This window comes from Pseudomonas sp. FSL W5-0299 (genome assembly GCF_005930655.1).
Classification (GTDB): Bacteria; Pseudomonadota; Gammaproteobacteria; order Pseudomonadales; family Pseudomonadaceae; genus Aquipseudomonas; species Aquipseudomonas mandelii.
The window spans coordinates 70968-96872 of sequence record NZ_RXHX01000016.1 but is presented as its reverse complement, the minus strand read 5'-3'; the positions used below and the strand labels follow the sequence as shown (position 1 = coordinate 96872).

Below are 25905 nucleotides of genomic sequence, written 5' to 3'. Positions count from 1 at the left end.
TCACTGCCCCAGTTTGCGTGGTTGCCATTCCTTGATCACCAGCGTGACATCAAGGTCGGTGCCGTGCAGTTTGATCCGCTCGGGCAGCCAATAGCCGTTTTGCTCGGCGTAACTGAGGTATTCGACTTGCCAGCCGTCCTGCTCGAGATTGGCCAGCCGACTGTCGGCGTCCAGGGTCAGGCGACTTTTGCTGTCCGGGGCCGGAAGCCCGCGAACCCACCACGCCAGATTGGACACCGGCAGCTTCCAGCCAAGCTGTTCTTCAACCAGCGCTTCGGGGGTCGTGGCGTCATAACGGCCCTGATTGGCCACTTCCAGCGAGACTTTGCCCGGACGGCCGGTCAAACGAGCCGCGCCGCGACCCAGCGGGCCGGAGAGGCGAATGTCGTAGTAATCCTGTCGCTGCAGCCAGAACAACGTGCCGCTGCCCGAGTCTTTTGGCGCACGAATACCGATCTTGCCGTTGATCTGCCAGCCATCAAGGCTGGTCAGCTGCTGTTTGTAATCGCGCCATTGGGCCGTGTTGCCTTGGCCCTGGACCGATTCGCGGGCGCCGAAGCCCGCGCAACCGGCGAGCAGGGCGATGAAACTGAAAACAACAAGGTGGCGCAAAAACATAATCTTAAAGAGTCTCTGATCCGGTCAGGCGCTTGATGGTGCTGCGCAGGATGGGGCTGTCGGGTTGTTCCTTGAGGAACTTGCTCCAGATTTGCCTGGCTTCCCGCTGTTTGCCATTGGCCCACAAGACTTCGCCCAGGTGAGCGGCAACTTCCTGATCGGGAAAGCGATCCAGGGCCTGACGCAGATAGCGCTCGGCTTCATCGAGATTGCCCAGGCGGAAGTGCACCCAGCCGAGGCTGTCGAGTACCGCCGGGTCTTCCGGGTTGATCTGGTGCGCTTGTTCGATCAGGGCCTTGGCTTCGGCGTAACGCGTCGTGCGGTCCGACAGGGTGTAGCCGAGGGCGTTCAACGCCATTGCATTGTCCGGGTCGCGCTTGATGATCAGGCGCAGGTCTTTTTCCATCTGCGCCAGGTCATTGCGTTTTTCCGCCTGCATGGCGCGGGTGTAAAGCAGGTTCAAATCGTCCGGGTACTTCTGCAGCGCGGTTTGCAGAACCTTCCACGCCTTGTCGGGCTGATTGTTGGCAGACAAGGTCTCGGCTTCGATCAGGTACAACTGGATCGCGTAATCAGGTTGCTCGTCGCGTTCCGTAGCCAGACGGCTTTGGGCTTCGGCGGTCTTGCCGTTGTTGATCAGAATGTCGGTCTGGCGCAGTTGCGCAGGCAGATAGTCATTGCCGGGGCCGACCTGGGCGTACTCGATCAGTGCGCCTTGTGGGTCGTTGCGCTCTTCAGCTATACGACCGAGGTTCAGGTGCGCCGAATCGACGTGGCTTTCCCGGGCGACCAAGTCTTCCAGATAACCCTTGGCCTCGTCCCAGGCCTTGGCTTCCAGGCACACCAGCGCCAGGGAGTAACGCAGTTCGTCGTCTTCCGGGTATTGCTGGACCAGGCTTGAGAACTCGACCTTGGCGTCGTCCATGCGGTCCTGTTCAACCAGCATGCGTGCATACGTCAGGCGCAGACGCTTGTCGTCCGGGTATTTCTTGATGCTTTTTTGCAGCAGTGGCAAGGCTTCATCGCCACGGTTGAGCACTTGCAACAGGCGCGCGCGCAGCAGGATCGGGGCAATTTCGCCGTCGTCCGGCGGATTGTCTTCAAGCAAGGTCAGCGCGCCTTTGGCGTCACCGTCCTGTTGCAACAGCAAAGCCTTGCCGAAAATCAACTGGTTGTTGTTCGGGTGGCGCTGCAATAAGCGGTCAAAACTTTTCATCAGGCCGTTGCGCGTGTCCTGGTCGGTATCGGCCGCGGACAGGGCAAGAAAGTCGAAATGCGTGTCGCCTTTGCCAAGCAGGACTTTCTCCATATAGACCATGGAGTCGTCATAACGCCCGGCGCGCGCCAGTTGCACGGCAGCCGCGCGTTGCGCCTCGAGATCGTCCGGGGCGTTTTTTGCCCAGATCAACGCGGTATCCAGGGCAGCCTGATCGGCGCCAAGGTATTCGGCAATGCGGAAGGCTCGCTCGGAGATGCCCGGATCCTGAGTGTTGATGGCCTGGGTGACGTAGTTGTCCAGGGCAATGTCGAAACGATTGCGCTGGCCAGCCAGTTCGGCGCTCAACAGGCTGAAGACGGTTTCTTCACTGAATGAGCTGTAAACCTTGGGCTTTTCAGGGGCCGGAGTGCTGTCTTCGACCGGCGGCGTACCGTCCGACGAAACGGGTGCCAAGACCTGGCAGCCGCTGAGGAAGACAAAAGCGAGGAGCAACGCGGAAGATCTATTCATATAGGAAGAGGACGACTAACCTGCGGTCGGATCATCATGACACAAGCCTTCGGCCAAACATAACCGAGTCTCGATGGATGCCTTTATAGAGGCAGGTCATTGGGACAATAGTCAGCGGTAGTTGTTCTGGCTCTGTCGAAGTAGGACAATTGCCGGCTTCACGTCACCATCAGCGACCTTGAATGGCCTTCCTTGCACTCGGTATCAACCACAAGACTGCTTCAGTAGACGTCCGCGAGCGCGTGGCCTTTACCCCTGAGCAGCTGGTGGAGGCCTTGCAGCAGCTCTGCCGACTTACCGACAGCCGCGAAGCTGCGATCCTCTCCACCTGCAATCGCAGTGAACTCTATATAGAACAGGATCACCTTTCGGCTGACATCATCTTGCGCTGGCTGGCCGATTATCATCATTTGAGCCTCGAAGAGCTGCGTGCGAGCGCTTATGTGCACGAAGATGATGCGGCAGTTCGTCACATGATGCGGGTGGCTTCCGGGCTCGATTCGCTGGTGTTGGGCGAACCGCAGATTCTCGGTCAGATGAAATCGGCCTACGCCGTGGCGCGTGAGGCCGGCACCATCGGTCCGCTGCTCGGGCGCTTGTTTCAAGCGACGTTCAACGCGGCCAAGCAAGTGCGCACCGACACGGCCATCGGCGAGAACCCGGTGTCCGTGGCGTTTGCCGCGGTCAGCCTGGCGAAACAGATTTTCAGCGATTTGCAGCGCAGCCAGGCCTTGCTGATCGGCGCCGGAGAGACCATCACCCTGGTCGCCCGCCACCTGCATGAACTGGGTGTAAAGCGCATTGTGGTCGCCAACCGAACCCTGGAACGCGCGAGCATCCTTGCCGAGCAGTTTGGTGCCCATGCCGTTTTGCTCTCGGACATCCCGGCAGAGCTGGTGCGCAGCGACATCGTGATCAGTTCCACTGCCAGCCAGTTGCCGATCCTTGGCAAAGGCGCCGTGGAAAGCGCGTTGAAACTGCGCAAGCACAAACCGATCTTCATGGTAGACATCGCTGTTCCTCGGGATATCGAGCCGGAAGTCGGCGAGTTGGACGACGTTTACCTCTATAGCGTCGACGATCTCCACGAAGTGGTCGCCGAGAACCTCAAGAGCCGGCAGGGCGCTGCCCAGGCGGCGGAAGATATGGTCTTGGTCGGTGCCGAAGATTTCATGGTCCGCCTGCGTGAACTGGCGGCGGTGGATGTGCTCAAGGCCTATCGCCAACAAAGCGAGCGCATGCGCGACGAAGAATTGCAGAAGGCCCAGCGCATGCTGGCCAATGGCAGCAGCCCCGAAGAGGTGCTGGTGCAATTGGCGCGTGGCCTGACCAACAAACTCTTGCACGCCCCGAGTGTGCAGTTGAAAAAGCTTTCTGCCGAAGGCCGCCTCGATGCGCTGGCCATGGCCCAGGAACTCTTTGCCCTGAATGAGGGCTCATCGGATAGCTTTTCGGATAAGAAACCGCAATGAAAGCGTCACTGCTCAATAAGCTGGACATCCTCCAGGACCGTTTCGAGGAATTGACCGCCCTGCTTGGCGATGGCGAAGTCATTTCCGATCAAAACAAATTCCGCACCTATTCCAAGGAATACGCGGAAGTCGAACCGATTGTCGCCACCTATAAACAGCTGCTCAAAGTGCAAGGCGACCTCGAAGGCGCCCAGGCACTGCTCAAGGACAGCGACCCGGACATGCGCGAAATGGCCGTGGAAGAAGTTCGCGAAGCCAAAGAGCAACTGATCGACATCGAAGCCAGCCTGCAACGCATGCTGCTACCCAAGGACCCGAATGACGGGCGCAACGTGTTCCTCGAAATCCGTGCCGGCACCGGCGGTGACGAAGCGGCGATTTTTTCCGGCGACCTGTTCCGTATGTATTCGCGTTATGCCGAGCGGCGTGGCTGGCGGGTGGAAATTCTCTCGGAGAACATCGGTGAGCACGGCGGCTATAAAGAAGTCATCGCCCGTGTTGAAGGCGAAAACGTCTACGGCAAACTGAAGTTCGAATCCGGCGTGCACCGCGTGCAACGGGTTCCGGCCACCGAATCCCAGGGTCGCATCCACACCTCGGCCTGCACCGTGGCGGTGTTGCCTGAGCCGGATGAGCAGGAAACGATCGAGATCAACCCGGCGGATCTGCGGGTCGATACCTATCGTTCCTCCGGGGCCGGCGGCCAGCACGTCAACAAGACCGACTCGGCGATCCGCATCACGCACTTGCCGTCCGGTATCGTCGTCGAATGCCAAGAAGAACGCTCGCAACACAAGAACCGCGCCCGGGCGATGTCCTGGTTGTCGGCCAAGCTCAACGATCAACAAACCAGCGCCGCCGCGAACGCCATCGCCAGCGAGCGTAAGCTGCTGGTCGGTTCGGGGGATCGCTCCGAGCGCATCCGCACCTACAACTTTGCCCAGGGCCGGGTGACCGACCACCGGGTCAACCTGACGCTGTATTCCCTCGACGAAGTCCTCGCGGGCGGCGTCGAGGCCGTGATTGAACCGTTACTGGCCGAGTTCCAGGCCGATCAATTGGCAGCGATAGGTGAGTAAATGACGATCATTGCCAGTTTGTTGCGCGCCGCCGATTTGCCCGACTCGCCCACGGCGCGTCTGGATGCCGAATTATTGCTGGCCGCGGCCTTGGGCAAGTCCCGCAGCTTTCTGCACACCTGGCCGGAACGCATTGTGCCGAGCGAAGCCGCGCTGAAGTTTGCCGAGTACCTGCAACGTCGTCGCGGCGGTGAGCCGGTGGCCTACATTCTGGGGCAGCAAGGGTTCTGGAAGCTTGATCTGGAAGTCGCGCCGCACACGCTGATCCCGCGCCCGGATACCGAATTGCTGGTGGAAGCGGCGCTGGAATTGCTGCCAGCCACACCGGCCCAAGTGCTCGATCTTGGCACCGGCAGCGGCGCCATTGCCCTGGCTTTGGCCAGCGAGCGTCCGGCGTGGAAAGTCACTGCGGTGGATCGCATACTCGAGGCTGTAGCGCTGGCCGAACGCAATCGTCAGCGCCTGCACTTGAACAATGCCACGGTGCTGAGCAGCCATTGGTTCAGCGCCCTGGAAGGTCAGCGTTTTCATCTGATCATCAGCAACCCGCCGTACATCGCCTCCGCCGACCCGCATCTGGTAGAAGGCGATGTGCGCTTCGAACCGGCCAGCGCTCTGGTGGCTGGCGTCGACGGGCTCGATGATCTGCGCCTGATCGTCGCCCAGGCGCCGGATTATCTGGAGGCCGGTGGCTGGCTGATGCTCGAACACGGTTACGATCAAGCCGAAGCCGTGCGCGACTTGCTGTTGAGCCGCGGCTTTGAAGCAGTCCACAGCCGCACCGATCTGGGCGGTCACGAACGTATCAGCCTGGGGCGCCTGCCGTGCTGAATGATCAGGAGTTGTTGCGCTATAGCCGGCAGATTCTGTTGCAACACGTCGATATCGACGGCCAGTTGCGGCTGAAAGAAAGCCGCGTATTGATCGTCGGTCTTGGCGGTCTTGGCTCACCGGTGGCGCTGTATCTGGCCGCGGCCGGTGTCGGCGAGCTGCACCTGGCGGATTTCGATACGGTCGACCTGACCAATCTGCAACGCCAGATCGTTCACGACACTGACAGCGTCGGCTTGAGCAAGGTCGATTCAGCGATCCGCCGACTGAGCGCGATCAATCCCGAGATCCAACTGATCGCCCATCGCACCGCACTGGACGAAGATTCCCTGGCGGCCGCCGTGGCGGCGGTGGATCTGGTGCTGGACTGTTCCGATAATTTCTCGACCCGAGAAGCGGTCAACGCGGCCTGCGTTACTGCCGGCAAACCGCTGGTCAGCGGCGCGGCAATTCGCCTCGAAGGGCAGTTGTCGGTGTTTGACCCGCGACGCCCGGAAAGCCCGTGCTACCACTGTCTATACGGTCACGGCAGCGAAGCCGAATTGACCTGCAGTGAGGCCGGCGTTGTCGGTCCACTGGTTGGGCTGGTGGGCAGCCTCCAGGCGCTGGAAGCCCTGAAACTGCTGGTGGGTTTCGGTGAGCCATTGGTGGGGCGTCTGTTGCTGATCGATGCCCTGGGCTCGCGCTTCCGTGAATTGCGGGTCAAGCGTGATCCGGGCTGCAGCGTCTGTGGTTCGACACATGCGTGAAGCGCCAATCGGCGTGTTCGACTCCGGCGTCGGCGGGCTCTCAGTGCTGGCCGAGATCCAGCGTTTGCTGCCCAACGAGTCTCTGCTGTACGTCGCCGATTGCGGCAATGTTCCCTACGGCGAAAAAACCCCTGAATTCATCCAGCAGCGTTGCAGCGTGATGGCCGAATTTTTTCAGCAGCAGGGCGCGAAGGCCTTGGTGCTGGCCTGCAACACGGCGACCGTCGCCGGTGTTGCGGACTTGCGGCGCGATTTCCCTGCGTGGCCCATCGTTGGCATGGAGCCCGCCGTCAAACCTGCCGCTGCCGCCACCCGCAGTGGTGTGGTCGGCGTACTTGCCACCACTGGCACGCTGCAGAGCGCCAAATTTGCAGCCTTGCTAGACCGGTTCGCTACCGATGTTCGCGTTATCACTCAGCCGTGCCCCGGCCTGGTGGAGCTGATTGAAAACGGCGATCTGCACAGCGAGGCATTGCGTCAGTTGCTGGCCGGGTACGTCGGGCCGCTGCTCGGCGCCCGGTGCGACACGATAATTCTGGGCTGCACGCATTATCCCTTCCTAAAGCCATTGCTTAAGCAGATGATCCCTGAAGACATCAGCTTGATCGACACCGGTGCCGCTGTTGCGCGGCAACTCCAGCGTTTGTTGGCCGAGCGTGAGTTACTTGCCGAGGGGCCGGCACGTGCTGCGCAGTTCTGGACGAGTGCCGATCCGGAGCATTTCAGGACTATTTTGCCGACGCTGTGGAACAGCGGCGGTGTTGTGCAAAGCTTCGATAGATAACTAAAAAAAAAGTGGGCGAAAACGAATAATTGGGCTGAACTTCTGATTAATCGTCGACTTCTATAGCGGTGAGCAACAAAAAAACCATATGAAATCGTTCGGAAAAGGATGTTTCTAGTGAAGCGACTATTCTGCTTGGCCGCGATTGCGGCCGCACTGATGGGGCACAGTTTTACCGCGCAGGCGGCAGGCGTGGAATTCGCGGTCGGACAGACCAGCGAGTCGACCATGACCTATCGATTGGGCATGCAATTCGATTGGGACAAGAGCTGGTTGCAGAGTGATATCGGTCGCTTGACGGGGTACTGGAGCGGTGCCTACACCTATTGGGACGGCGACAAGACTTCCAGCAACCACAGCCTGTCGTTCGCGCCGGTGTTGGTTTACGAATTTGCTGGCCAGACCGTCAAGCCCTACGTGGAGTTGGGCGTTGGCGTCGCGGTGTTCGCCAATACCGAAGTCGAAAACAATCAACTCGGCAGTGCTTTTCAGTTTGAAGACCGGTTCGGTTTTGGCCTGCGCTTTACCGGCGGACATGAAGTCGGCATTCGTGCGACGCACTATTCCAATGCCGGGCTCAGTAGCCCGAACAACGGTGTAGAAAGTTACGCGCTGCACTACACGATGCCGCTCTGAGACTCGCACCTTTAAGTGCGGGAGCGAGCCTGCTCGCGATGCCTTGTCAGTCAACACGGTTGCTGAATGGCAGACCGCAATCGCGAGCAGGCTCGCTCTCACACTGGATGTGCGTCGACTTCAAATTCAGCGATACGCCGTGGTAATCCCCTGGCGCTCATCGATGCATTCTGGTGCGCCCATCTCGAACTCCCGGCAGATCAGCGGGCGTTTTTCGTAGATGGTGCACATCATGCTGTTGCGATCCAGCGCAGCGCACCAGCCGTCATCCAGACGCAGCATGACTTCCCCGCCCCAATCATCGGTATCGATAAAACGTTCAGGCACGCCCGTGTCGGTGATCAGCATGACTTCGAGCTGGCAGCAACAGGCTGCGCAAGTCGAGCACGTGACGGCCGGTTCGGTGATTTGCGTGTGGGGAATGGTTTTCATGGCGGGCAGTGTAAGGCAGTGCGCCCTGGCTGTGTTAAAGGCCTGACGGACGCTTAGCTGCGGGTGTCCGCCGCCAGCCGTTGCGCCATGAAATGCAGCGTTGGGAACAGCATGGCCCAGAGCAGGCCGATACCCAGCAGCGTGGGCATCTGACCGTAAGGAAACTGCACGCCGGCCAGTTGTCCACCGGCGTAATACGACAACGGCCCACCCACGGCGCCCAGCAGGCTGCCGAGCCACCAAGGTTTGGCGGTCCATTGCAGGCAGTGGCGCAACGTGGTTGCCAGTAAAGCCCACAACAGCATCAGCCACAGCGGGATCAAGGGCGCGACGTCGGCGAAATCGAACACACCAAGCCAGCGTAACGAACTGTCGACGGTGGTGCCCAGCAGCACAACGCTGAGAATCAGTCGGCCTTCATCCGCCCAGCGACTTATCCACAGCAGATGAATCACCAGTACCGCCAACGCCACCAGCAACCATAAACTGTCGCCGCCCATCACACAGGCAAACCAGCCGAGCTGAAACAGTGCGGCATTGGCCAAGCGCTCACGCATCGAAGCGCCCCAGCAGCGGCGCGGGCATTGCCGAGGGTTTGGCCAGCACCATTTGCGCGGTGCCGATGGTGCGCTCCAGAAATCCCCCTTCGCAGTAGCACAGATAAAATTCCCACAACCGCAGGAAATAATCGTCGTAGCCCAACTCGCTCAAGCGGCCCTGGGCTCGGCGAAAATTCTCATGCCACAGGCGCAGGGTTCGGGCGTAGTGCAGGCCGAAATCCTCCATGTGCAGCAAATTCATGTCGGTGTCGCGGCTGATGACTTCCAGCATCTTCTGCACACAGGGCAGGGCACCGCCAGGAAAAATGTAACGCTGAATGAAATCGACGCTGCCCTTGGCCTGTTCGTAGCGCTGTTCGCGGATGGTGATGGCCTGCAACAGCATCAGGCCGTTGCTTTTGAGCAACTGCGCGCATTGCTTGAAATAGACCGGCAGGAAGCGATGGCCGACCGCTTCGATCATCTCGATCGACACCAATTTGTCGTACTGCCCGGTGAGGTCGCGGTAATCCTTGAGCAGCAGCGTGACCTGGTCTTGCAGGCCGAGGGCTTCAATGCGTTGGGCAGTGAAGGCGTACTGTTCTTTTGAAAGCGTGGTGGTGGTGACCTTGCAGCCGTAATGCTGCGCCGCGTAAAGCGCCATGCTGCCCCAGCCGGTGCCGATTTCCAGCAAGTGATCACTGGGTTTGAGCGCGAGTTTCTGGCAGATCCGTTCCAGCTTGTTCAACTGCGCCTGTTCCAGGCTGTCTTCGTCCGTCAGGAACTGTGCGGCGGAGTACATCATGGTGGGGTCAAGAAACTGTTCGAACAGGTCGTTGCCCAGATCGTAGTGGGCGGCGATGTTTTTCTGCGAACCCTTGCGCGTGTTGCGATTGAGCCAGTGCAGCGCTTGAACGAAAGGGCGGCCGAGTTTCGCCAGGCCACCTTCCAGCGCATCCAGTACCTCAAGGTTACTGACGAACACGCGAACCACCGCGGTCAAGTCCGGCGAACTCCAATAACCGTGGATAAACGCTTCGCCAGCGCCGATCGAGCCGTTACCCGCCACCAGCCCCCACGCCGCCGCGTCGAGGATATGGATCTCCCCGATCAATGGGCTGCCTGCGGTCCCGAAAACTTGCCGTTCGCCGTTTTCGATGACCACCAGTTGTCCATGTTTGAGCTGCGTGAGTTGCCGCAATACACCACGGCGCAGCAACGATCCGGTCAGGCCGTTGGTGCTGAGCAGATTGACTTTAGCCGAGGCGCTAGAGGATTTCATGACGGTGATCCTTGGGAGGAACGATGGCGGTTTGAACGCTGCCAACGGCAGCCTGATGAGCAAATATCGGTGCGCGCTTGAGCAGCAGGCGCAGGGCCTGCCAATAGATCGCCAGGCAGGTTTTCGCCGTCATCCATGGAAAGCGCCGCAAGTAACGATGCAGGCTGGCACGGTCCAGTGCCTGGCGTTTCAAGCTGAGCGTGGCGTCGAACAACTTCAGCTCGCCCTGCCAGTCCGCCATGTGCACGCCGAGCCTTTTCGCGGCGGGGCTGAAACTCATGCGGTATTCCAGGTCTGGCGGTAGAAACGGCGAAACGTGAAACGCCTTCGCCACGGCAAAATGTTGATGGAAATCGCCGAGATTCTCCGGGGCCTTGGCCGGCAATACATAGTGATAACGCTCGCGCCACGGGGTGTTGGTGACTTCGCAAAGAATCGCCGCCAGTTGCCCGTCAGCCTCATGGCAGTAGAAAAAACTCACCGGGTTGAACGACAAACCCCAACTGCGCGGCTGGGTCAGCAGGCAGATCGAACCTTGGGGCGCATGACCGATGGCCTGGCCGACGAGCTGGCGCACCGCGTCAATCAGGCGCATGCCGCTGCCGGTATAGGTTTTGAGGTAATCGCTCTCGCGAAACGAGAACGGTGCAAAGCGACTGTTGCCCGAGAACGGCGACAGGCCGAGCACGGCCTCCTGTTCGTCGAGGTCCAGGTACAACAGACCGATCCGGTAACGGAAGGCATGAGGCTTTGGGGCGAACCGCCGATGCGCGATCCAGCCGCTGTAGAGGGCGCTGTTCACAACACTTCACCAAACGAGCGAGCAACGCGCAACGCGCTGACCACGCCGTCTTCATGGAAACCGTTGGCCCAATAGGCGCCGCAATAATAAGTGTGTTGCGCGCCGTCCAGCTCCTCCCAACGGCTTTGTGCTTCGACCGCCGCCAGGCTGAATTGCGGATGGGCGTAAGTGTATTTGGCGAGCACTTTGAACGGGCTGATGCCGGCGCTCTGGTTCAGGCTGACGCAGAACGTGGTATCGCTCTGGATGCCTTGCAGGATGTTCATGTCGTAGGTGACGGTGGCCCGTGTGTGGCCCGGGCCACCGAGGCGGTAATTCCAGCTGGCCCACGCAAGTTTTCGAGTAGGCAGCAGGCGTGTTTCGGTGTGCAGCACCACTTCGTTGTCGGCGTAGGGCAGGGCGCTGAGGATCGATTGTTCGGCATCGCTCGGCTTGGCCAGCAATTTCAGGGCCTGATCGCTGTGGCAGGCGAACACCACTTTGTCGAATCGCTCGCTTCCGGCGGTGCTGTGGATAACGATGCCTTCCTCATCCCGCTCGACCCGGGTCACCGGGCAGCCGAGACGGATTTTCTCTTTGAAGGTCGCCGTCAATGGCTCGATGTAAGCACTCGAGCCACCTTCGATCACCCGCCACTGCGGACGATTGCTGATGGACAGCAGGCCGTGATTCTTGAAAAACCTGACGAAGGATTGCAGCGGGAAACCGAGCATGTCAGCCATGGACATCGACCAGATTGCTGCGCCCATCGGCACGATGTAATGCAGGATGAAGCGTTCGCCATAGCGGCCGTTTTTCAGATAGTCGTCCAGCGTGGTGTCGGCGGCGATCCGACCCTCGGCCAGGTCACGCTGCGCCTCTTTGTTGAAGCGCTGGATGTCGCGCAACATGCCCCAGAAGCCGGGTGACAACAGATTTCGCCGTTGGGCAAACAAGCTGTTGAGGTTATTGCCGTTGTATTCCAGGCCCGAGTCCGGATCCTTCACTGAAAAACTCATTTCAGTCGGTTTCGACACCACGCCGATCTGGCCGAGCAGGCGAATGAAATTCGGGTAGGTCCAGTCGTTGAACACAATGAAACCGGTGTCCACGGCGTAGCGCTGGTCATCCACGGTCACGTCCACGGTATGGGTGTGCCCGCCGATCCAGTCGCTGGCCTCGAACAGGGTGATCTCATGCCTGCGATTGAGCAGGTAGGCGCTGGTGAGCCCCGAGATTCCGCTGCCAATGATCGCAATGTTCACGGCACGTCCCTGATCGGTGGGCTGCTGCGCACCATGCGTTTGCCGATGGCCAGTTTCACGCAATTGGGCATTTTCGACAGGGGCCAGAGAGCCGCCATGAACAGCCCCGGAAAAGCGATCTCCAGGGGACGGTTCTTGAGTTTGGCGAAGATGTGCCGGGCGGCTTTCGCCACTGGCCAACTGAGCGGCATCGGGAAGTCGTTTTTCGCCGTCAGTGGGGTCTCGACAAACCCCGGGCTGACCACCGTGACTTCGATGCCTTCCGGCGCAAGATCGATGCGCAGGGATTCGAACAGATAACGCAGCCCGGCCTTCGACGCGCCATAGGCTTCGGCCCGTGGCAGCGGCAGGTAGGTCACCGAACTGGCGACGCCCACCAGATGCGGCGCGTTGCCCTTGCGCAACAAGGGCAACGCGGCCTCGATGCAATAGGCGCTCGCGAGCAGGTTGGTGCGCACCACGTGTTCGACGATCGAGGAATCGAACTGCTTGACGTCGACGTATTCGCACGTGCCGGCGTTGAGGATCACCGTGTCCAGCGAGCCCCATTCATGGGCGATCTGTTCGCCGATTTCGCGCACCGCCTGACTGCTCGTCAAATCGCCGGGCACGACCAGCACTTGCCCCGGATAACGCAGGGACAAGACTTTCAGCACCGCTGTAGAGCGCGAGCTCACGGCCAGATGGGCACCGGTTTTGAGGATTTCTTCAGCCAGCGAGGCGCCGATGCCGCTGCTGGCACCCGTCAGCCAGTATCGCCGTGGAGGTGTAAGACTCATCCCATTCTCCTTTTCAGCCAGGCAATCGCCCGACCCAATACGGGTAAATGTTCGTAAAGCAGTGCCCCGGCATCGAAGTAATCCCGGTGACGATAAACCTTGTCGCGCCAGAGCAGGTACGAGCAGCCGTCGACACGAATCAACTGGCCGCCACTCAGGCGCGGATGGCGGTAACTCATGACCCAGCGCAGATAACCTTGACCTTCGCCGGTCTGGTCGAAACCGTGAAAATCGAAACGCAGTTCGGTGACGTTGGCGTAGAGCTCCGTGAAGTAGCTGCGCAACTGTCCGAGCCCTTGCACTTCATGCAGCGGATCGGTGAAGTGCACGTCTTCGGTGTACAGCTCGCCGAGGCGTTGCAAACTGTTTTTATCCAGCTGCGCGAATTGCCGGGCAAACTGCCGCAGGAAATCACTCATGAGCGCCTCCGGCATCGTGTCGCGAGGGCAAGTTCTTGAACGCGGCCAAGGCTCGCTGGCGCGAAGTGCTCAGGTTGACGATCGGCGACGGATAATCCGCCACGCCGAACAGACCGCCGACGTTCGCCGGGTTGTGCACGTCTTTTTTGTTCAGCCCGGCCAGTTCCGGCAGCCAGTGCTTGATGAACACGCCTTCGGCGTCGAATTTCTCCGATTGGCTCAGCGGATTGAAAATACGGAAATAAGGGGCCGAGTCAGTGCCCGTGGACGAACTCCACTGCCAGCCACCGTTGTTCGCCGCCAGGTCGCCGTCGATCAAGTGGCGCATGAAAAAGCGTTCGCCTTCGCGCCAGTCGATCAGCAGGTTCTTGGTCAGGAACATCGCCACCACCATGCGCAAGCGGTTGTGCATCCAGCCGGTTTCGAGCAATTGACGCATCGCTGCGTCGATGATCGGCAGGCCGGTACGGGCTTGCTGCCAGGCCAGCAGTTCTTCCGGGGCGTCGCGCCAGGCCAGAGCTTCGGTCTCCGGGCGGAATGCGCGGTGACGCGAGACCCGTGGGTAGCCCACCAGAATGTGTTTGTAGAACTCGCGCCACAGCAACTCGTTGATCCAGGTGACCGCGCCCACCTTGCCGCTTTCGAATTCGCCTTGGTTACTGTGCAGGGCGGCGTGCAAACACTGGCGCGGGGAAATCACCCCGGCAGCGAGGTAAGCCGAGAGCTGGCTGGTGCCGGGTTTGGCCGGGAAGTCGCGCTCGCTTTTGTAGTAATCGATTTGTGCGTCGGCGAAGGTGTCGAGACGGCGTTGAGCTTCGGCTTCGCCGGCGGGCCAGAGCTGGCGCAAGCTCTCGCTGGGCATGTCGAACCCTTTAACGCTCGATGGAATGTCGTCACTGCTGATGGGCAACGGATCCTGTACGGCCGGTTTGGCCACCCGTCCCGGAAGCGACCGGTGCAGACGTTCGTAACAGACTTTGCGGAACTGGCTGAAGACCTGGAAGTAGGTGCCAGTCTTGGTCAACACGGTGCCCGGATTGAACAACAACTGATCGAGGTAGCTGAAGAAGCCGATGCCATGGGCCTTGAGCGTTTCGGCGACTGCCGTATCGCGACGGCTTTCATGAACCCCGTATTCCTCGTTGACGTGCACCGCCTCCGCGTTTAATTGCTGACACAGCTTGAGCAAAACCTGCGGCGCTTCATCCCAGCGAGGGGCGTGGCGAATCAAAAGGGGAATGTTCAGTTCGCCCAGCGCGTCGCTCAGTTCACCCAGATTGCGCAGCCAGAAATCCACTTTGCACGGCGCGTCATCGTGTTCCAGCCATTGCGCCGGGCTCAACAGGTACACGGCCACCGTCGGGCCGCGAGCGGCAGCAGCCGACAGGGCGGTGTTGTCGTGCAGGCGCAAGTCGCTACGCAACCAGATCAAATGCATGGAAGTGTCCATTAAATAAGCCCACGATTGACCAGTTCCTGGTGAGCCGATAGCGGGTCTTCGGCCAGGAACAAATCAACACTCTCGGACGTTTTTGCGGACAGCTCGGCGTGGTGGATGCATACCGTTGGTCCGGCAATCATTTTTGGGCAACTGACGCCATTCAAAAGTTTCGGCAGCTGCGAAATGTTCATGGCTTTGCTGGAATACAGCAGTACGCCGCGGGCTTGCAGGTGATCGACCGCCAGCGCGAGTTCGCCTGGCGGCAGCGGCCAGTCGAAGACTTCCACCGGGCAATCGGCGCTGCTGATCAGCCACGCGGTCAGCCACAGGCAAGGTTCCAGTGGCTGGTCCGAGTGATTGATCAATAGCAACGGCGCGGTGCGTAACTGACGGTTGTTATGGTAGATGCGTGCGCCGAATTTGCTACGCAGCCAGGAAAAGAAAAACACCCGCTCCATCTGCGCGCCGAACTGGCCCTGCCAGCGTTGCTCCAGCTCCGCCAGCAACGGCATCAGCAGTTGTTCGCACAAGGTACGAGGCGGATACAGCGCCATGGCTTGATTGACGGTGTCATCCAGCGTGCGTTCATTGAGCTGGGTCACCGCTTGCAGCAATGTCTGGCCCAGCACTTGCCAATCGTTTTCGACGGTTTCGGTAAAGGCTTGTGGCGTGTCGAGCAGCTGCTTGACCTGACTGACGGCCACGCCGCGATTGAGCCAGGTAAGAATGGTCAAAATCCGTTGCACGTGTTCGGCAGAAAACAAGCGGTGCCCCTTGGGCGTGCGCTGGGGCACGATCAGCCCGTAGCGTCGCTCCCAGGCGCGCAGGGTCACGGCGTTCACGCCGGTCTGGCGCGCCACTTCGCGTATCGGCAACCAGCCTTCGTCCAGGGCTTTCTTGAAGTCGGCGCCAAGGTCTTCGCTGGCGCTGGTGTCGATTGGGCTTTTCATTAGATGGCGTTTCGCAGGCTGAGGTTTTCCGGGTGCGGCTGAAGGTAAACCTGCTGCGCGATGTACGGATCCGGGTGTTGACGGAAATAGTGTTTGAGCAGCGTCAGAGGCACCACCAACGGCACGATGCCGTGCCGGTACTGGCCGATGACGTGCTGCATTTCCTGCTTGTCTTCAGGGCTGATGAATTGCTTGAGATAACCGCTTATGTGCTGCAGGACATTGGTGTGGGTGCGCCGCGTCGCGCATTTTTTCAATGCCGCCATCAGTTCGCTGAAATAGCGCGGGCCGAGTTCCGCAGGATCGGTCTGGCCCATGTTGCCCAGCAGGTTGCCCAGGGTTTTGTATTGCACCGGGTTATGGGCCATCAGCAAGTATTTGTAGCGCGAGTGAAATTCTATGAGGCCGCGTCGTGTCACTCCTTCTCGCAATAGCTGCTGCCAGGCGCTGTAGGCGAACACGCGGGTCAGGAAGTTTTCGCGCAATACCGGGTCGTTGAGGCGGCCATCTTCTTCCACCGGTAAGTTGGGGTGCAGGGCGCAGAACGCCTGGGCGTAGATACCACGTCCACCTCCGTCCACCGGCGACCCGTTGGCCTGGTAGACCTTGACCCGCTCGAGGCCGCAGGAAGGGGATTTCTGCATAAAGATGTAGCCGCAGATATCGTCCAGCTCCGCAGCCATTTTCTGACCGTACTCGGCGAGCGGCCGGGTGACGTTGGTCTCAGGGTTGACGGTGCCAACGGCTTCGGGATGTTCGGGGTCGCCGATCAGGCGGATCGGTTCGCGAGGAATGCCCAAGCCAATGGCGACTTCCGGGCACACCGGTACGAACTCGAAATAGTCGGTGAGGGTTCGGCTGCACAGGCGCGATTCCTTGTGCCCACCGTTGAAACGCACCTCCGCTCCCATCAAGCAGGCGCTGATGGCGATTTTCGGTAGAGTCGCTGGCTGTACATGCATCGGAACACCTCGAATCCAGACCTGTACAGAGCGGTAACTCTGTACAACTTTGTCTTCATCATAGATTCAAAGGTGTACAAGTCAAATTATTTGTATAGGTTTTCGGGAGGGGAGTGCATTCCCTTGTGGGAGAGGGCTTGCTCGCGATAGCGGTGGATCAGGCGACACATGGGTAGCTGACACACCGCATCCGCGGGCAGGATCTATTTCCAGCCGAGTATCCAGTCGTCGCTGGCTTTCAGCGATTGCCATGGGAGACGCTCACTGCGTTGGGTCAGCACCGCCTGCAATTCGACGTCCAGCACCGTGCCTTCCTCATCGCGGAACAGTTCGGTCACCAGAAAATGTTTCTCGCGGTTTCGCGGGTGGGCTGCTGTCCATTTCGACAGCAGCAATTTACTCGGATTGATTCTATTCACTGCAAGTGCTCGTGTAACCGTCGTGCAGCTTCCTGGCCGCTGAGCCAGGCGCCTTCGACACGCCCGGACAGGCACCAGTCGCCGCATACATACAGTCCCAGGTCGGCATCGGCCAAGGCACCCCATTCGTGACTGCTGGCGGGACGCGCGTAAAGCCAGCGGTGCGCGAGGCTAAAGGTCGGGGCGGGCATGGCGCTGTGCAACAGCTCGGCAAATGCACCGTGCAGTTGCTCGATCACCGCCTCCTTGGGCAGGTCGATATGTTGCCGGCTCCAGGCGCTCGTCGCATGCAGTACCCAGGTGTCGAGGGTGTTGTCGCGCCCGGGTTTGCTGCGGTTGCGCGCCAGCCAGTCGAGCGGGCTGTCCTGCACGAAGCAACCTTCCATGGGGGTATCCAGCGGCGTATCGAATGCCAGCGCCACCGCCCACGTTGGCTCCATTTTCACCCCGGCGGCGGCCCCGGCGAGTTTCGGCGCGGAGGCCAGCAGTGCCGTGGCTTGAGGCGCCGGCGTGGCGATCACCACGTGACTGAACGGACCATGGGTGAAGCCTTCGGCGTCTTGCAGGTGCCAGTGTTCTTCACCGCGATAGACCTCGGTGATCCGGCAGGCGAAATGCACTTCCAGGTCGCCGAGCAGGCCGCGGGTGATGGCGCTCATGCGCGGTGTCCCGACCCAGCGTGTCTGTTCGTCCGGCGACAGGTTGAGCTGCCCGCCGTGGAAGGTGTAGAGCTGCGGCGTCCACTCGGCGACCCAGCCGTTGGATTGCCAACGCTGGACCTCGGTGACGAAGCGCCGGTCGCGGGCAGTGAAATACTGCGCGCCCATGTCCAAGGCACCCGCATCACTGCGCTTGCTCGACATGCGTCCGCCACTGCCGCGGCTTTTATCGAAAAGTTGAACAATGTGCCCGACTTCTGTCAGGGCCTGAGCGGCTGAGAGCCCGGCGATGCCGGTGCCGATGATTGCGATAGGTACAGTCATAGGGGCCTCGTTTACCTTTCTGTACAGACTACGCCGTGGTTTAAACCTGTACAATATTGTTTTTTGGTATAACTTTTAGCGTTCTCGATCTGACAGCTTGGCCTATTGTTAAACACAGACACTGCCCGATACCAAAGATCCCTGCTTATAAAAATAGACTAGTGATCAGGGTAAAACGCCACGCGAGGAAGAAGTCATGCACATATTGCTGACCGGCGGTACTGGTTTGATAGGACGTCAACTCTGCCGACACTGGTTGAGTCAGGGACATCGCCTGACAGTCTTGAGCCGCACGCCGGAAAAAGTCGCGAAAATCTGCGGTGCCCAGGTTCGCGGCGTCGCGTTGTTCGAAGACCTCGGGCAAGAACCGGTGGACGCAATTATCAATTTGGCGGGCGCGCCCATTGCTGATCGGCCATGGACGTCCAGGCGCAAAGCCTTGCTCTGGGCGAGTCGCATCACCCTGACCGAAACCTTGCTGGCCTGGCTCGAGACCCGCGCGCAGAAACCGCAGGTGTTGATCTCGGGTTCTGCCATCGGCTGGTACGGCGACAGTGGCGAGCGCGAACTGACCGAAGCATCTCCGCCGTCCATCGATGATTTCGCCAGTCAGTTGTGCATTGCCTGGGAAGAAACCGGCCAGCGCGCCGAGGCCATGGGTATTCGGGTGATCCTGATTCGAACCGGTTTGGTGCTGTCTGCCGAGGGCGGCTTTTTGTCGCGGCTGTTGCTGCCATTCAAACTGGGGCTGGGCGGGCCTTTGGGCAGTGGTCGGCAGTGGATGCCCTGGATTCATATCAACGATCAAATCGCCCTGATTGATTTTCTTCTGCATCGCATTGATGCGAGCGGTCCATATAATGCCTGCGCGCCAAAACCGGTGCGCAACCGCGAGTTCGCCAAAACATTGGGCGCCGTGCTGCACCGACCGGCGTTCATGCCGATGCCGGCCTTGGCCTTGAAAGTGTGCCTGGGCGAGTTGTCACTGTTGTTGCTGGGTGGCCAGAAGGCCGTACCGGCGCGCTTGCTGGAAGCGGGTTTCACGTTCCAGTTCACCGATTTGCGCGCGGCCCTGGACGACCTGTCCAGCCGCCTTTGAAATAGGACGTTGCATGACCGATCACGCATTGCTTCTGGTTAACCTGGGTTCACCTGCCTCTACATCGGTGGCGGATGTGCGCAGTTACCTCAATCAATTTCTGATGGACCCCTACGTGATCGACCTGCCATGGCCGGTGCGACGCTTGCTGGTGTCGCTGATCCTGATCAAGCGTCCGGAGCAGTCCGCCCACGCCTACGCGTCGATCTGGTGGGAGGAGGGCTCGCCGCTGGTGGTGCTCAGCCGTCGCCTGCGCGAGGCCATGGTTGCGCAATGGCACCATGGGCCGGTTGAGCTGGCGATGCGCTACGGCGAGCCGTCGATTGAGACGAAACTGGTTGAGCTGGCTGCTCAGGGCCACAAAAAAATCACCCTCGCACCGCTTTATCCACAATTCGCCGACAGCACCGTGACCACGGTGATTGAAGAAGCCAAGCGGGTGGTGCGTGAGAAGCGGCTCGATGTGCAGTTTTCGATTCTCCAGCCGTTCTACGATCAGCCGGAATACCTCGACGCATTGGTCGCCAGCGCGAAACCTTATTTGCAGCAGGATTACGATCACCTGTTGCTGAGCTTCCATGGTTTGCCGGAGCGGCACCTGAAGAAGATCGACCCTACCGGTCACCATTGCTTCCAAAGCGATAATTGCTGCCAGAACGCTTCGCCAGAAGTATTGGCGACCTGCTACCGCGCCCAATGCCTGCGCACGGCGTCGGAGTTTGCCAAGCGCATGGGGCTGGCGGATGGCAAGTGGTCGGTGTCGTTCCAGTCGCGTCTGGGTCGGGCCAAGTGGATCGAACCCTACACCGAAGCGCGCCTCGATGAGCTGGCGGGAATGGGCGTGAAGAAGGTGCTAGTGATGTGCCCGGCGTTCGTTGCCGATTGCATCGAGACGCTTGAGGAAATCGGTGATCGCGGGAAGGAATTGTTCCGCGAGGCGGGGGGCGAGGATTTGGTGCTGGTGCCTTGCCTCAACGATGATCCGCAGTGGGCGCGGGCGTTGAGTGCCTTGTGTGAAAGGGCGCCGTTGGCGCTTTAAAAGCTTCGCGGGCAAGCCTCGCTCCTACAGAATTGCGTCGTTGTGTCGAGCGACACACAACTTGTAGGAGCGAGGCTTGCCCGCGAAGGCATTCTCAAGGCTGACTACAACAACGGCTCATCCGCCTTCTTGTGCTTCCAGCTGTCATTGCCCGGCAGCAACAGATTCAGCCCGATCGCCACCACCGCGCACAACGCAATGCCTTTGAGGCCGAAGTCATCGGGGCCGGTGCCAGTGCCGACCAGCACACCGCCAATCCCGAACACCAACGTCACCGACACAATCACCAGATTGCGCGCTTCGCCCAGGTCGATCTTGTGGCGAATCAGCGTGTTCATCCCCACCGCAGCGATCGAGCCAAACAACAGGCACAAAATCCCGCCCATTACCGGCACCGGAATGCTTTGCAGCAGTGCGCCGAACTTGCCGACGAACGCCAGGCTGATGGCAAAGATCGCCGCCCAGGTCATGATTTTCGGATTGTAGTTCTTGGTCAGCATCACCGCGCCCGTCACTTCGGCGTAGGTGGTGTTGGGCGGGCCGCCGAACAGACCGGCAGCGGTGGTGGCAATGCCATCGCCGAGCAGGGTGCGGTGCAGGCCGGGTTTCTTCAGGTAATCGCGGCCGGTCACGCTGCCGACGGCAATTACCCCGCCGATATGCTCGATGGCTGGCGCCAGGGCTACCGGAACGATGAACAGAATCGCCTGCCAGTTGAACTCCGGCGCGGTGAAGTGCGGAATCGCAAACCACGGTGCGGCGGCAATCTTCGCGGTGTCGACGACGCCGAAATAGAACGCCATGGCAAAACCGACCAGCACGCCGGAAATGATCGGCACCAGGCGGAAGATGCCTTTACCGAACACGGCGACGATCAGCGTGGTGAGCAGCGCCGGCATCGAGATCAGCATGGCGGTCTGATAGGGAATCAGCTCGGTGCCGTCGCCAGCCTTGCCCATCGCCATGTTGGCGGCAATCGGCGCCATGGCCAGGCCGATCGAGATGATCACCGGACCAATCACTACCGGTGGCAGCAGACGGTCGATGAAACCGGTGCCTTTGATCTTCACCGCAAGGCCGAGAAAGGTGTAGACGAAACCCGCCGCCATCACGCCGCCCATGGTCGCCGCGAGGCCGAACTGGCCCTTGGCGAGAATGATCGGGGTGATGAAAGCGAAGCTCGATGCGAGGAATACCGGCACCTGGCGCCCGGTGACGATCTGGAACAGAATCGTCCCCAGGCCTGCGGTAAACAGCGCCACGTTAGGGTCAAGGCCGGTAATCAGCGGCATCAACACCAGGGCGCCGAAGGCCACGAACAGCATCTGTGCGCCAGACAGAACCGTGCGCCAGAGCGGATCGTTGAACTCTTGCTGCATGCTCAAGCGTCCTTCTGCTTGGTACCGAAGATCTTGTCACCGGCATCGCCCAAGCCTGGGATGATGTAACCGTGTTCGTTGAGTTTTTCATCAATGGAGGCGGTGTAGATCATCACGTCCGGGTGCGCTTTGCCTACAGCGGCGATGCCTTCCGGCGCGGCAACCAGGACCATGGCGCGGATGTCGCGGCAACCGGCCTTTTTCAGCAGGTCGATGGTGGCGACCATGGAGCTGCCGGTGGCGAGCATCGGGTCGATGATCATTGCCAGGCGCTCGTTGATTTCCGGAACCAGTTTTTCCAGGTAGGTGTGGGCCTGCAGGGTTTGTTCGTTGCGGGCCACGCCGACGGCGCTGACCTTGGCACCCGGGATCAGGCTCAGCACGCCTTCGAGCATGCCGATGCCGGCGCGCAGGATTGGCACTACGGTGATTTTCTTGCCGGCGATTTTCTCCACCGACACGGTGCCGCACCAACCTTCGATGTCGTAGGTTTCCAGCGGCAGGTCTTTGGTGGCTTCATAGGTCAGCAGGGCACCGACTTCCTGAGCGAGCTCACGGAAATTCTTCGTGCTAATGTCGGCGCGGCGCATGAGGCCGAGTTTATGACGGATCAGCGGATGGCGGATCTCGAGGATGGGCATGGGAAAGGCTCCGGCGGCGGGCAAAAAAACCGGCCTAGATTAATCTATCCGAGGGTGTTGTCCTATAGACATACAGTACGTTAGTCCACAAACGCTTGATCTGGCCGTGCGGGATGCGTACCTTTGCCCGCTTTTCCCGAATCCGTCCCCCCCTGGAGAGCGCCATGTCCGCTGATCTCGAGCATATCCGTCAAATCATGCGAGAGGCTGACTGCCTGTACACCGAAGCTGAAGTCGAGGCGGCCATCGCCCGCGTCGGTGCACACATCAATGAACAGCTGGCTGACACTAACCCGGTGGTGTTCTGCGTGATGAACGGCGGCCTGATTTTCGCCGGCAAGCTGCTCACCCATCTGCACTTCCCGCTGGAAGCGTCCTACCTGCACGCCACCCGTTATCGCAACGAAACCAGCGGCGGTGACCTGTTCTGGAAAGCCAAGCCGGAAGTTTCGTTCCTCGACCGCGACGTGCTGATCATCGACGACATCCTCGATGAAGGTCACACCCTGGGCGCGATCATCGATTACTGCAAACACGCTGGCGCGCGCAAAGTGCACACCGCCGTGCTGATCGACAAGGACCACGACCGCAAGGCTCGCCCGGACCTGAAAGCCGATTTCGTCGGCCTGCCGTGCATCGACCGTTACATCTTCGGTTACGGCATGGACTACAAAGGTTACTGGCGTAACGCCAACGGGATTTTTGCTGTTAAAGGAATGTAATCATTGGCCACGCCGAGCTTTCTTGATCAAACGCTGTTCACCGAATTGGCCGAGAAAGCTGCGGCCAATCCGCGCGGGCGTCAGCATCACAACTTCCATCAGATGGAAGAGGCTTGCCATCGCATGGCGGTGGGGTTGCAGCCAAACACGTATATCCCGCCTCACCGACACTTGGGCGACAACAAGGCAGAAACATTGCTGGTCCTCAAAGGGCGGCTCGGTTTGCTGATCTTTGATGAGTCTGGCGTGGTCGTGACGAAGCAAGTCCTCGTCGCCGGTGGTGATTGTGTCGGCGTGGACCTGCCAACAGGCGTGTTCCATGGCCTGGTCGTGCTGGAAGCCGACAGCCTGATGTTCGAGTGCAAAGCCGGGCCTTATCGCCCGGTGGGTGAAGGCGAGCTTGCGCCGTGGGCGCCACGTGAAGGCGAGCCGGGTGTGGCCGAGTATCAGGCGTGGATGCGCGCACAGTTTGATTGAGCCGTGCGCTCAATTTTCCTCGGCCAGCCAGCGTTCGCTTTTGCGACGGGCCTGTTCCAGGTTGTTCACGTAGGCCAGCTGACGCTGTTCCCGATGGATGCCCGCGCGCCTGAGCTTCAGGCGCACCCGTGGAGCGGTCGCCACCAGAATCAGGCCGATGCCGTCCTTGCGGTAATCCCTCAGGATATTGTCGAAGGCGGCCAGCGCCGTCATGTCCAGCATCGGCACGGCGCTCATCTCGACGATCACCACTTTGACCTCCGGGTTGAATTTGCGTAGCACCCCCAGCGCTTTTTCAGCTGCGCCGAAGAACAGCGGCCCGCGTATCGCGTAGCAGCGAACGTGCTCCGGCATGTCCTGCAAGGCTTGATGGAAGCCGCGAGGCAGTTCGGCGGTGTCGGTGAGATCGCTCATGCGCTTGATAAATAACCCGGCGGCCAGCAGCAGGCCGACGGCGACGGCCATCACCATGTCGAACAACACCGTCAGGCTCAGGCAGGTCAGCAAGACCAGCACATCGCTGCGAGGCGCGATGCGCAAGGTATGGAGCACGTGCCGGGCCTCGCTCATGTTCCACGCCACCATGACCAGCAACGCGGCCAGTGCCGCCATCGGCAAGTAGCTGAAAAGCGGTGCCAGGACGAGTATTGCCATCAGCACCACGGCGCTGTGAATAATGGCGGCCAGTGGCGAAAAGGCGCCGCTGCGCACGTTGGTGGCACTTCGGGCAATGGCCGCCGTGGCGGTAATGCCACCGAACAACGGTGCGATCAGGTTGCCCAGGCCCTGGCCCAGCAGTTCTGCGTTGGGGTCGTGTTTGCTGCCGGTCATGCCATCCGCCACTACCGCACACAACAAGGATTCGATGGCGCCGAGCATGGCAATGGCGAACGCCGGCGCCAGTAACTGACGGATCAAATCGTAAGACAGGTGCAGCGGCTGGCCGTCGGGGCCGGGTAGATTCCAAGGCCAATCGAAGCTTGGCAGGAACGGCGGAATGCCGGGATGGCTGACGCCGTCGACCATATAGCTGAAGCGCTCACCCAATGTCGCCACCGCCAGCCCTCCGTGCTCCAGCGCCACCCCCAGGAGCGCGCCGATTGTCAGCGCCACCAGATGCCCCGGAATCCTCGGCACCCACCGTGGCCAGACAATCAGAACGGCCAGGCATGTGAGGCCGATGATCCCGTCCCCTAGTCGGGCGCTGGGCAACGCCAGAATCAATACGCCCAGTTGTTCAATGTAGTGTTCTGCCTGGCCGGCGGTGGTCAGGCCCAGCAAATCCTTCAATTGCAGGGTGGCAATGACAATGCCGATCCCGGCGGTAAAGCCCAGGGTGACCGGGTACGGAATGTACTGAATCAACCGCCCGGCTCGAATCAGCCCCAAGGCAATGAGAATGACGCCGGCAAGCATGGTGCAAAGCAGCAGGCCGCCCAGGCCATATTGTTGGGTGATGGGCAACAGAATGACCACGAACGCGGCGGTCGGCCCACTGACATTGAAACGTGAACCTCCCGTCAGGGCGATCAGGGGCGCAGCGATCAGTACCGTATACAACCCTTGCTGGGGCGGTACACCTACGGCAATCGCCAGGGCCATGGCCAACGGGATGGCAATAATCCCTACCGTCACCCCGGCACTGATGTCGCCGCGTAAGCGCCTGAGGGTGTAGCCGGCGCGCCAGGTCTGACGCCAGGCCGCAAACAATGGGGGGACGGAGAACGTCATGCACACTCCCTAGAAGACGATGCACTGTTGAACGACGGCTGAAAGCTCGTCCAGCATGGCCAACCTCGTACTGCGAAGTATTGACCTATATCGCCAATTCGCGCGGTTGATCCTCATGCTAGAGTGCTTGGCCCCGTCTTCGGAGCCCGTCATGAGCCTTTTGATCCGCAGCTGCGCCGTCCTGTTGCTGACCCTCAGCCTGCCTCTGGCGGCCGCCCCGGCGCCGATGCACGCGCAGTTTCTGCCGCCTGACGACCTTACCCTGCGTGACGCGGAGCCCGAGCAGCAACAGTTGTTGCAGGTCACCGAATATTCGGTGGTGGTTGGCAGCCAGCGTCAGTCCAATCAACAACCGATTCCGGTTACGTCTCCGATGATGATCCGCCTCAAGGGCAAATCCTTGAACAAGGGCGCGACCATCAACCAGGTGCTGGTCAATTTCGACGGCGAAAGCAAAAGCCTGAAAAAGCCGATCTATGACGAAAAAAGCAAAACCCTGACGCTGTTTTACCCGATGGCGCAGTACCGGGTGGTGATCGATTTGTTGCGCAATGGCACGGTCTATTGCCAGTTCCTCAGCTACGCCAACGGCCATGTCTGGGCCGATCTGCACACGGGCGCTGTTCGTCCGCGTTGAGCCTTGTGCCCGGGCAGGGGTAAACTGCCC

The 25905-nt window shown here is 60.1% G+C and carries 28 protein-coding genes; 11 read left to right on the top strand and 17 right to left on the bottom strand.

The window, feature by feature from the left end:
- Both lolB and FHL16_RS19540 read right to left on the bottom strand, forming a co-directional pair.
- Positions 1–618, bottom strand: a complete 618-nt coding sequence (lolB, locus tag FHL16_RS19545) for a lipoprotein insertase outer membrane protein LolB (protein WP_010458278.1) — start codon at positions 616–618, stop codon at positions 1–3.
- A 4-nt stretch (positions 619–622) separates the two neighbouring features.
- A complete protein-coding gene (locus tag FHL16_RS19540; protein ID WP_077749018.1) occupies positions 623–2347 on the bottom strand; it encodes a tetratricopeptide repeat protein in 1725 nt (574 codons plus the stop codon).
- Positions 2348–2529: 182 nt separating this feature from the next.
- Here FHL16_RS19540 and hemA point away from each other — a divergent pair, with 182 nt between their 5' ends.
- The 6 genes from hemA (at position 2530) to FHL16_RS19510 (ending at position 7898) form a co-directional block, all read left to right on the top strand.
- A complete protein-coding gene (gene hemA / locus FHL16_RS19535) occupies positions 2530–3819 on the top strand; it encodes a glutamyl-tRNA reductase (RefSeq protein WP_010458274.1) in 1290 nt (429 codons plus the stop codon).
- The gene (gene prfA, locus FHL16_RS19530; RefSeq protein WP_010458272.1) at positions 3816–4898 is read left to right on the top strand and encodes a peptide chain release factor 1; all 1083 of its coding nucleotides are present in this window, start codon (positions 3816–3818) and stop codon (positions 4896–4898) included. The genes hemA and prfA overlap by 4 nt, the downstream gene beginning before the upstream one ends.
- Positions 4899–5729 carry a peptide chain release factor N(5)-glutamine methyltransferase gene (prmC, locus tag FHL16_RS19525; RefSeq protein WP_010458270.1) on the top strand — a complete coding sequence of 277 codons (831 nt, stop codon included), beginning with the start codon at positions 4899–4901 and terminating at the stop codon, positions 5727–5729.
- Positions 5723–6478: a molybdopterin-synthase adenylyltransferase MoeB gene (locus FHL16_RS19520; RefSeq protein ID WP_077749017.1), complete on the top strand. Its 756-nt coding sequence runs from the start codon at positions 5723–5725 to the stop codon at positions 6476–6478. Before prmC ends, FHL16_RS19520 begins: the two co-directional genes overlap by 7 nt.
- Positions 6471–7262, top strand: coding sequence for a glutamate racemase (murI, locus tag FHL16_RS19515; protein ID WP_077749016.1), 792 nt, complete (start codon positions 6471–6473; stop codon positions 7260–7262). Before FHL16_RS19520 ends, murI begins: the two co-directional genes overlap by 8 nt.
- A gap of 117 nt (positions 7263–7379) precedes the next feature.
- Entirely contained in the window at positions 7380–7898 is a 519-nt protein-coding gene (locus FHL16_RS19510; RefSeq protein ID WP_010458265.1) for an acyloxyacyl hydrolase, read from the top strand.
- Between the two features lie 126 nt (positions 7899–8024).
- On the opposite strand, the gene FHL16_RS19505 is transcribed toward FHL16_RS19510, so the two are convergent.
- The 12 genes from FHL16_RS19505 to FHL16_RS19450 all read right to left on the bottom strand — a co-directional run bounded on the left by FHL16_RS19505 (position 8025) and on the right by FHL16_RS19450 (position 18150).
- Positions 8025–8330, bottom strand: coding sequence for a YkgJ family cysteine cluster protein (locus FHL16_RS19505; RefSeq protein WP_077749015.1), 306 nt, complete (start codon positions 8328–8330; stop codon positions 8025–8027).
- Positions 8331–8383: 53 nt separating this feature from the next.
- On the bottom strand, positions 8384–8887 hold the full coding sequence (locus FHL16_RS19500) for a DUF2878 domain-containing protein (RefSeq protein WP_077749014.1): 504 nt from the start codon (positions 8885–8887) through the stop codon (positions 8384–8386).
- A complete protein-coding gene (locus tag FHL16_RS19495) occupies positions 8880–10151 on the bottom strand; it encodes an SAM-dependent methyltransferase (protein ID WP_077749013.1) in 1272 nt (423 codons plus the stop codon). Before FHL16_RS19495 ends, FHL16_RS19500 begins: the two co-directional genes overlap by 8 nt.
- Positions 10138–10953, bottom strand: coding sequence for a DUF1365 domain-containing protein (locus FHL16_RS19490; RefSeq protein WP_077749012.1), 816 nt, complete (start codon positions 10951–10953; stop codon positions 10138–10140). The genes FHL16_RS19495 and FHL16_RS19490 overlap by 14 nt, the downstream gene beginning before the upstream one ends.
- On the bottom strand, positions 10950–12197 hold the full coding sequence (locus FHL16_RS19485) for an NAD(P)/FAD-dependent oxidoreductase (RefSeq protein ID WP_077749011.1): 1248 nt from the start codon (positions 12195–12197) through the stop codon (positions 10950–10952). The genes FHL16_RS19490 and FHL16_RS19485 overlap by 4 nt, the downstream gene beginning before the upstream one ends.
- Positions 12194–12976, bottom strand: coding sequence for an SDR family NAD(P)-dependent oxidoreductase (locus FHL16_RS19480; protein WP_077749010.1), 783 nt, complete (start codon positions 12974–12976; stop codon positions 12194–12196). The genes FHL16_RS19485 and FHL16_RS19480 overlap by 4 nt, the downstream gene beginning before the upstream one ends.
- Positions 12973–13395 carry a nuclear transport factor 2 family protein gene (locus tag FHL16_RS19475; protein WP_077749009.1) on the bottom strand — a complete coding sequence of 141 codons (423 nt, stop codon included), beginning with the start codon at positions 13393–13395 and terminating at the stop codon, positions 12973–12975. The genes FHL16_RS19480 and FHL16_RS19475 overlap by 4 nt, the downstream gene beginning before the upstream one ends.
- Positions 13388–14833 carry a deoxyribodipyrimidine photo-lyase gene (phrB, locus tag FHL16_RS19470; RefSeq protein WP_077749036.1) on the bottom strand — a complete coding sequence of 482 codons (1446 nt, stop codon included), beginning with the start codon at positions 14831–14833 and terminating at the stop codon, positions 13388–13390. Before phrB ends, FHL16_RS19475 begins: the two co-directional genes overlap by 8 nt.
- An 11-nt stretch (positions 14834–14844) precedes the next feature.
- On the bottom strand, positions 14845–15786 hold the full coding sequence (locus FHL16_RS19465; protein ID WP_077749008.1) for a MerR family transcriptional regulator: 942 nt from the start codon (positions 15784–15786) through the stop codon (positions 14845–14847).
- Positions 15786–16748 (bottom strand): YbgA family protein, encoded by a 963-nt coding sequence (locus FHL16_RS19460; RefSeq protein WP_077749007.1) that lies wholly within the window; start codon positions 16746–16748, stop codon positions 15786–15788. Before FHL16_RS19460 ends, FHL16_RS19465 begins: the two co-directional genes overlap by 1 nt.
- A gap of 203 nt (positions 16749–16951) precedes the next feature.
- Positions 16952–17167, bottom strand: coding sequence for a TIGR02450 family Trp-rich protein (locus tag FHL16_RS19455; protein ID WP_010458245.1), 216 nt, complete (start codon positions 17165–17167; stop codon positions 16952–16954).
- Positions 17164–18150 (bottom strand): NAD(P)/FAD-dependent oxidoreductase, encoded by a 987-nt coding sequence (locus FHL16_RS19450; protein ID WP_077749006.1) that lies wholly within the window; start codon positions 18148–18150, stop codon positions 17164–17166. Before FHL16_RS19450 ends, FHL16_RS19455 begins: the two co-directional genes overlap by 4 nt.
- Before the next feature lie 196 nt (positions 18151–18346).
- Between FHL16_RS19450 and FHL16_RS19445 the strand changes: the two genes are divergently transcribed.
- Both FHL16_RS19445 and hemH read left to right on the top strand, forming a co-directional pair.
- Positions 18347–19249 (top strand): TIGR01777 family oxidoreductase, encoded by a 903-nt coding sequence (locus FHL16_RS19445; RefSeq protein WP_077749005.1) that lies wholly within the window; start codon positions 18347–18349, stop codon positions 19247–19249.
- 13 nt (positions 19250–19262) lie between these two features.
- A complete protein-coding gene (hemH, locus tag FHL16_RS19440) occupies positions 19263–20288 on the top strand; it encodes a ferrochelatase (protein ID WP_010458238.1) in 1026 nt (341 codons plus the stop codon).
- A gap of 104 nt (positions 20289–20392) precedes the next feature.
- Here the strand turns inward: hemH and FHL16_RS19435 are convergent, their stop codons facing one another.
- Positions 20393–21667 carry a uracil-xanthine permease family protein gene (locus tag FHL16_RS19435; RefSeq protein WP_010458235.1) on the bottom strand — a complete coding sequence of 425 codons (1275 nt, stop codon included), beginning with the start codon at positions 21665–21667 and terminating at the stop codon, positions 20393–20395.
- Between the two features lie 2 nt (positions 21668–21669).
- On the bottom strand, positions 21670–22308 hold the full coding sequence (upp, locus tag FHL16_RS19430) for a uracil phosphoribosyltransferase (RefSeq protein WP_010458234.1): 639 nt from the start codon (positions 22306–22308) through the stop codon (positions 21670–21672).
- A gap of 164 nt (positions 22309–22472) precedes the next feature.
- Between upp and FHL16_RS19425 the strand changes: the two genes are divergently transcribed.
- Positions 22473–23030, top strand: a complete 558-nt coding sequence (locus FHL16_RS19425) for a hypoxanthine-guanine phosphoribosyltransferase (RefSeq protein WP_010458232.1) — start codon at positions 22473–22475, stop codon at positions 23028–23030.
- 3 nt (positions 23031–23033) lie between these two features.
- Positions 23034–23507 (top strand): WbuC family cupin fold metalloprotein, encoded by a 474-nt coding sequence (locus FHL16_RS19420; RefSeq protein WP_077749004.1) that lies wholly within the window; start codon positions 23034–23036, stop codon positions 23505–23507.
- 9 nt (positions 23508–23516) lie between these two features.
- Here the strand turns inward: FHL16_RS19420 and dauA are convergent, their stop codons facing one another.
- Positions 23517–25238, bottom strand: a complete 1722-nt coding sequence (gene dauA / locus FHL16_RS19415; protein ID WP_010458228.1) for a C4-dicarboxylic acid transporter DauA — start codon at positions 25236–25238, stop codon at positions 23517–23519.
- A 151-nt stretch (positions 25239–25389) separates the two neighbouring features.
- Between dauA and FHL16_RS19410 the strand changes: the two genes are divergently transcribed.
- Positions 25390–25875 carry a hypothetical protein gene (locus FHL16_RS19410; RefSeq protein WP_010458225.1) on the top strand — a complete coding sequence of 162 codons (486 nt, stop codon included), beginning with the start codon at positions 25390–25392 and terminating at the stop codon, positions 25873–25875.
- The last annotated feature ends 30 nt before the right edge of the window (positions 25876–25905 follow it).

Bases quoted from the DNA above. Each gene is read 5' to 3' on its own strand.
- FHL16_RS19495 (WP_077749013.1), bottom strand. From the start codon at position 10,151: ATGAAATCCTCTAGCGCCTCGGCTAAAGTCAATCTGCTCAGCACCAAC.
- FHL16_RS19445 (WP_077749005.1), top strand. From the start codon at position 18,347: ATGCACATATTGCTGACCGGCGGTACTGGTTTGATAGGACGTCAACTC.
- FHL16_RS19540 (WP_077749018.1), bottom strand. From the start codon at position 2,347: ATGAATAGATCTTCCGCGTTGCTCCTCGCTTTTGTCTTCCTCAGCGGC.
- upp (WP_010458234.1), bottom strand. From the start codon at position 22,308: ATGCCCATCCTCGAGATCCGCCATCCGCTGATCCGTCATAAACTCGGC.
- hemA (WP_010458274.1), top strand. From the start codon at position 2,530: ATGGCCTTCCTTGCACTCGGTATCAACCACAAGACTGCTTCAGTAGAC.
- prmC (WP_010458270.1), top strand. From the start codon at position 4,899: ATGACGATCATTGCCAGTTTGTTGCGCGCCGCCGATTTGCCCGACTCG.
- FHL16_RS19465 (WP_077749008.1), bottom strand. From the start codon at position 15,786: ATGAAAAGCCCAATCGACACCAGCGCCAGCGAAGACCTTGGCGCCGAC.
- hemH (WP_010458238.1), top strand. From the start codon at position 19,263: ATGACCGATCACGCATTGCTTCTGGTTAACCTGGGTTCACCTGCCTCT.
- FHL16_RS19435 (WP_010458235.1), bottom strand. From the start codon at position 21,667: ATGCAGCAAGAGTTCAACGATCCGCTCTGGCGCACGGTTCTGTCTGGC.
- FHL16_RS19475 (WP_077749009.1), bottom strand. From the start codon at position 13,395: ATGAGTGATTTCCTGCGGCAGTTTGCCCGGCAATTCGCGCAGCTGGAT.
- FHL16_RS19410 (WP_010458225.1), top strand. From the start codon at position 25,390: ATGAGCCTTTTGATCCGCAGCTGCGCCGTCCTGTTGCTGACCCTCAGC.
- dauA (WP_010458228.1), bottom strand. From the start codon at position 25,238: ATGACGTTCTCCGTCCCCCCATTGTTTGCGGCCTGGCGTCAGACCTGG.
- phrB (WP_077749036.1), bottom strand. From the start codon at position 14,833: ATGCATTTGATCTGGTTGCGTAGCGACTTGCGCCTGCACGACAACACC.
- FHL16_RS19500 (WP_077749014.1), bottom strand. From the start codon at position 8,887: ATGCGTGAGCGCTTGGCCAATGCCGCACTGTTTCAGCTCGGCTGGTTT.
- lolB (WP_010458278.1), bottom strand. From the start codon at position 618: ATGTTTTTGCGCCACCTTGTTGTTTTCAGTTTCATCGCCCTGCTCGCC.
- prfA (WP_010458272.1), top strand. From the start codon at position 3,816: ATGAAAGCGTCACTGCTCAATAAGCTGGACATCCTCCAGGACCGTTTC.
- murI (WP_077749016.1), top strand. From the start codon at position 6,471: ATGCGTGAAGCGCCAATCGGCGTGTTCGACTCCGGCGTCGGCGGGCTC.
- FHL16_RS19480 (WP_077749010.1), bottom strand. From the start codon at position 12,976: ATGAGTCTTACACCTCCACGGCGATACTGGCTGACGGGTGCCAGCAGC.
- FHL16_RS19505 (WP_077749015.1), bottom strand. From the start codon at position 8,330: ATGAAAACCATTCCCCACACGCAAATCACCGAACCGGCCGTCACGTGC.
- FHL16_RS19460 (WP_077749007.1), bottom strand. From the start codon at position 16,748: ATGCATGTACAGCCAGCGACTCTACCGAAAATCGCCATCAGCGCCTGC.
- FHL16_RS19425 (WP_010458232.1), top strand. From the start codon at position 22,473: ATGTCCGCTGATCTCGAGCATATCCGTCAAATCATGCGAGAGGCTGAC.
- FHL16_RS19450 (WP_077749006.1), bottom strand. From the start codon at position 18,150: ATGACTGTACCTATCGCAATCATCGGCACCGGCATCGCCGGGCTCTCA.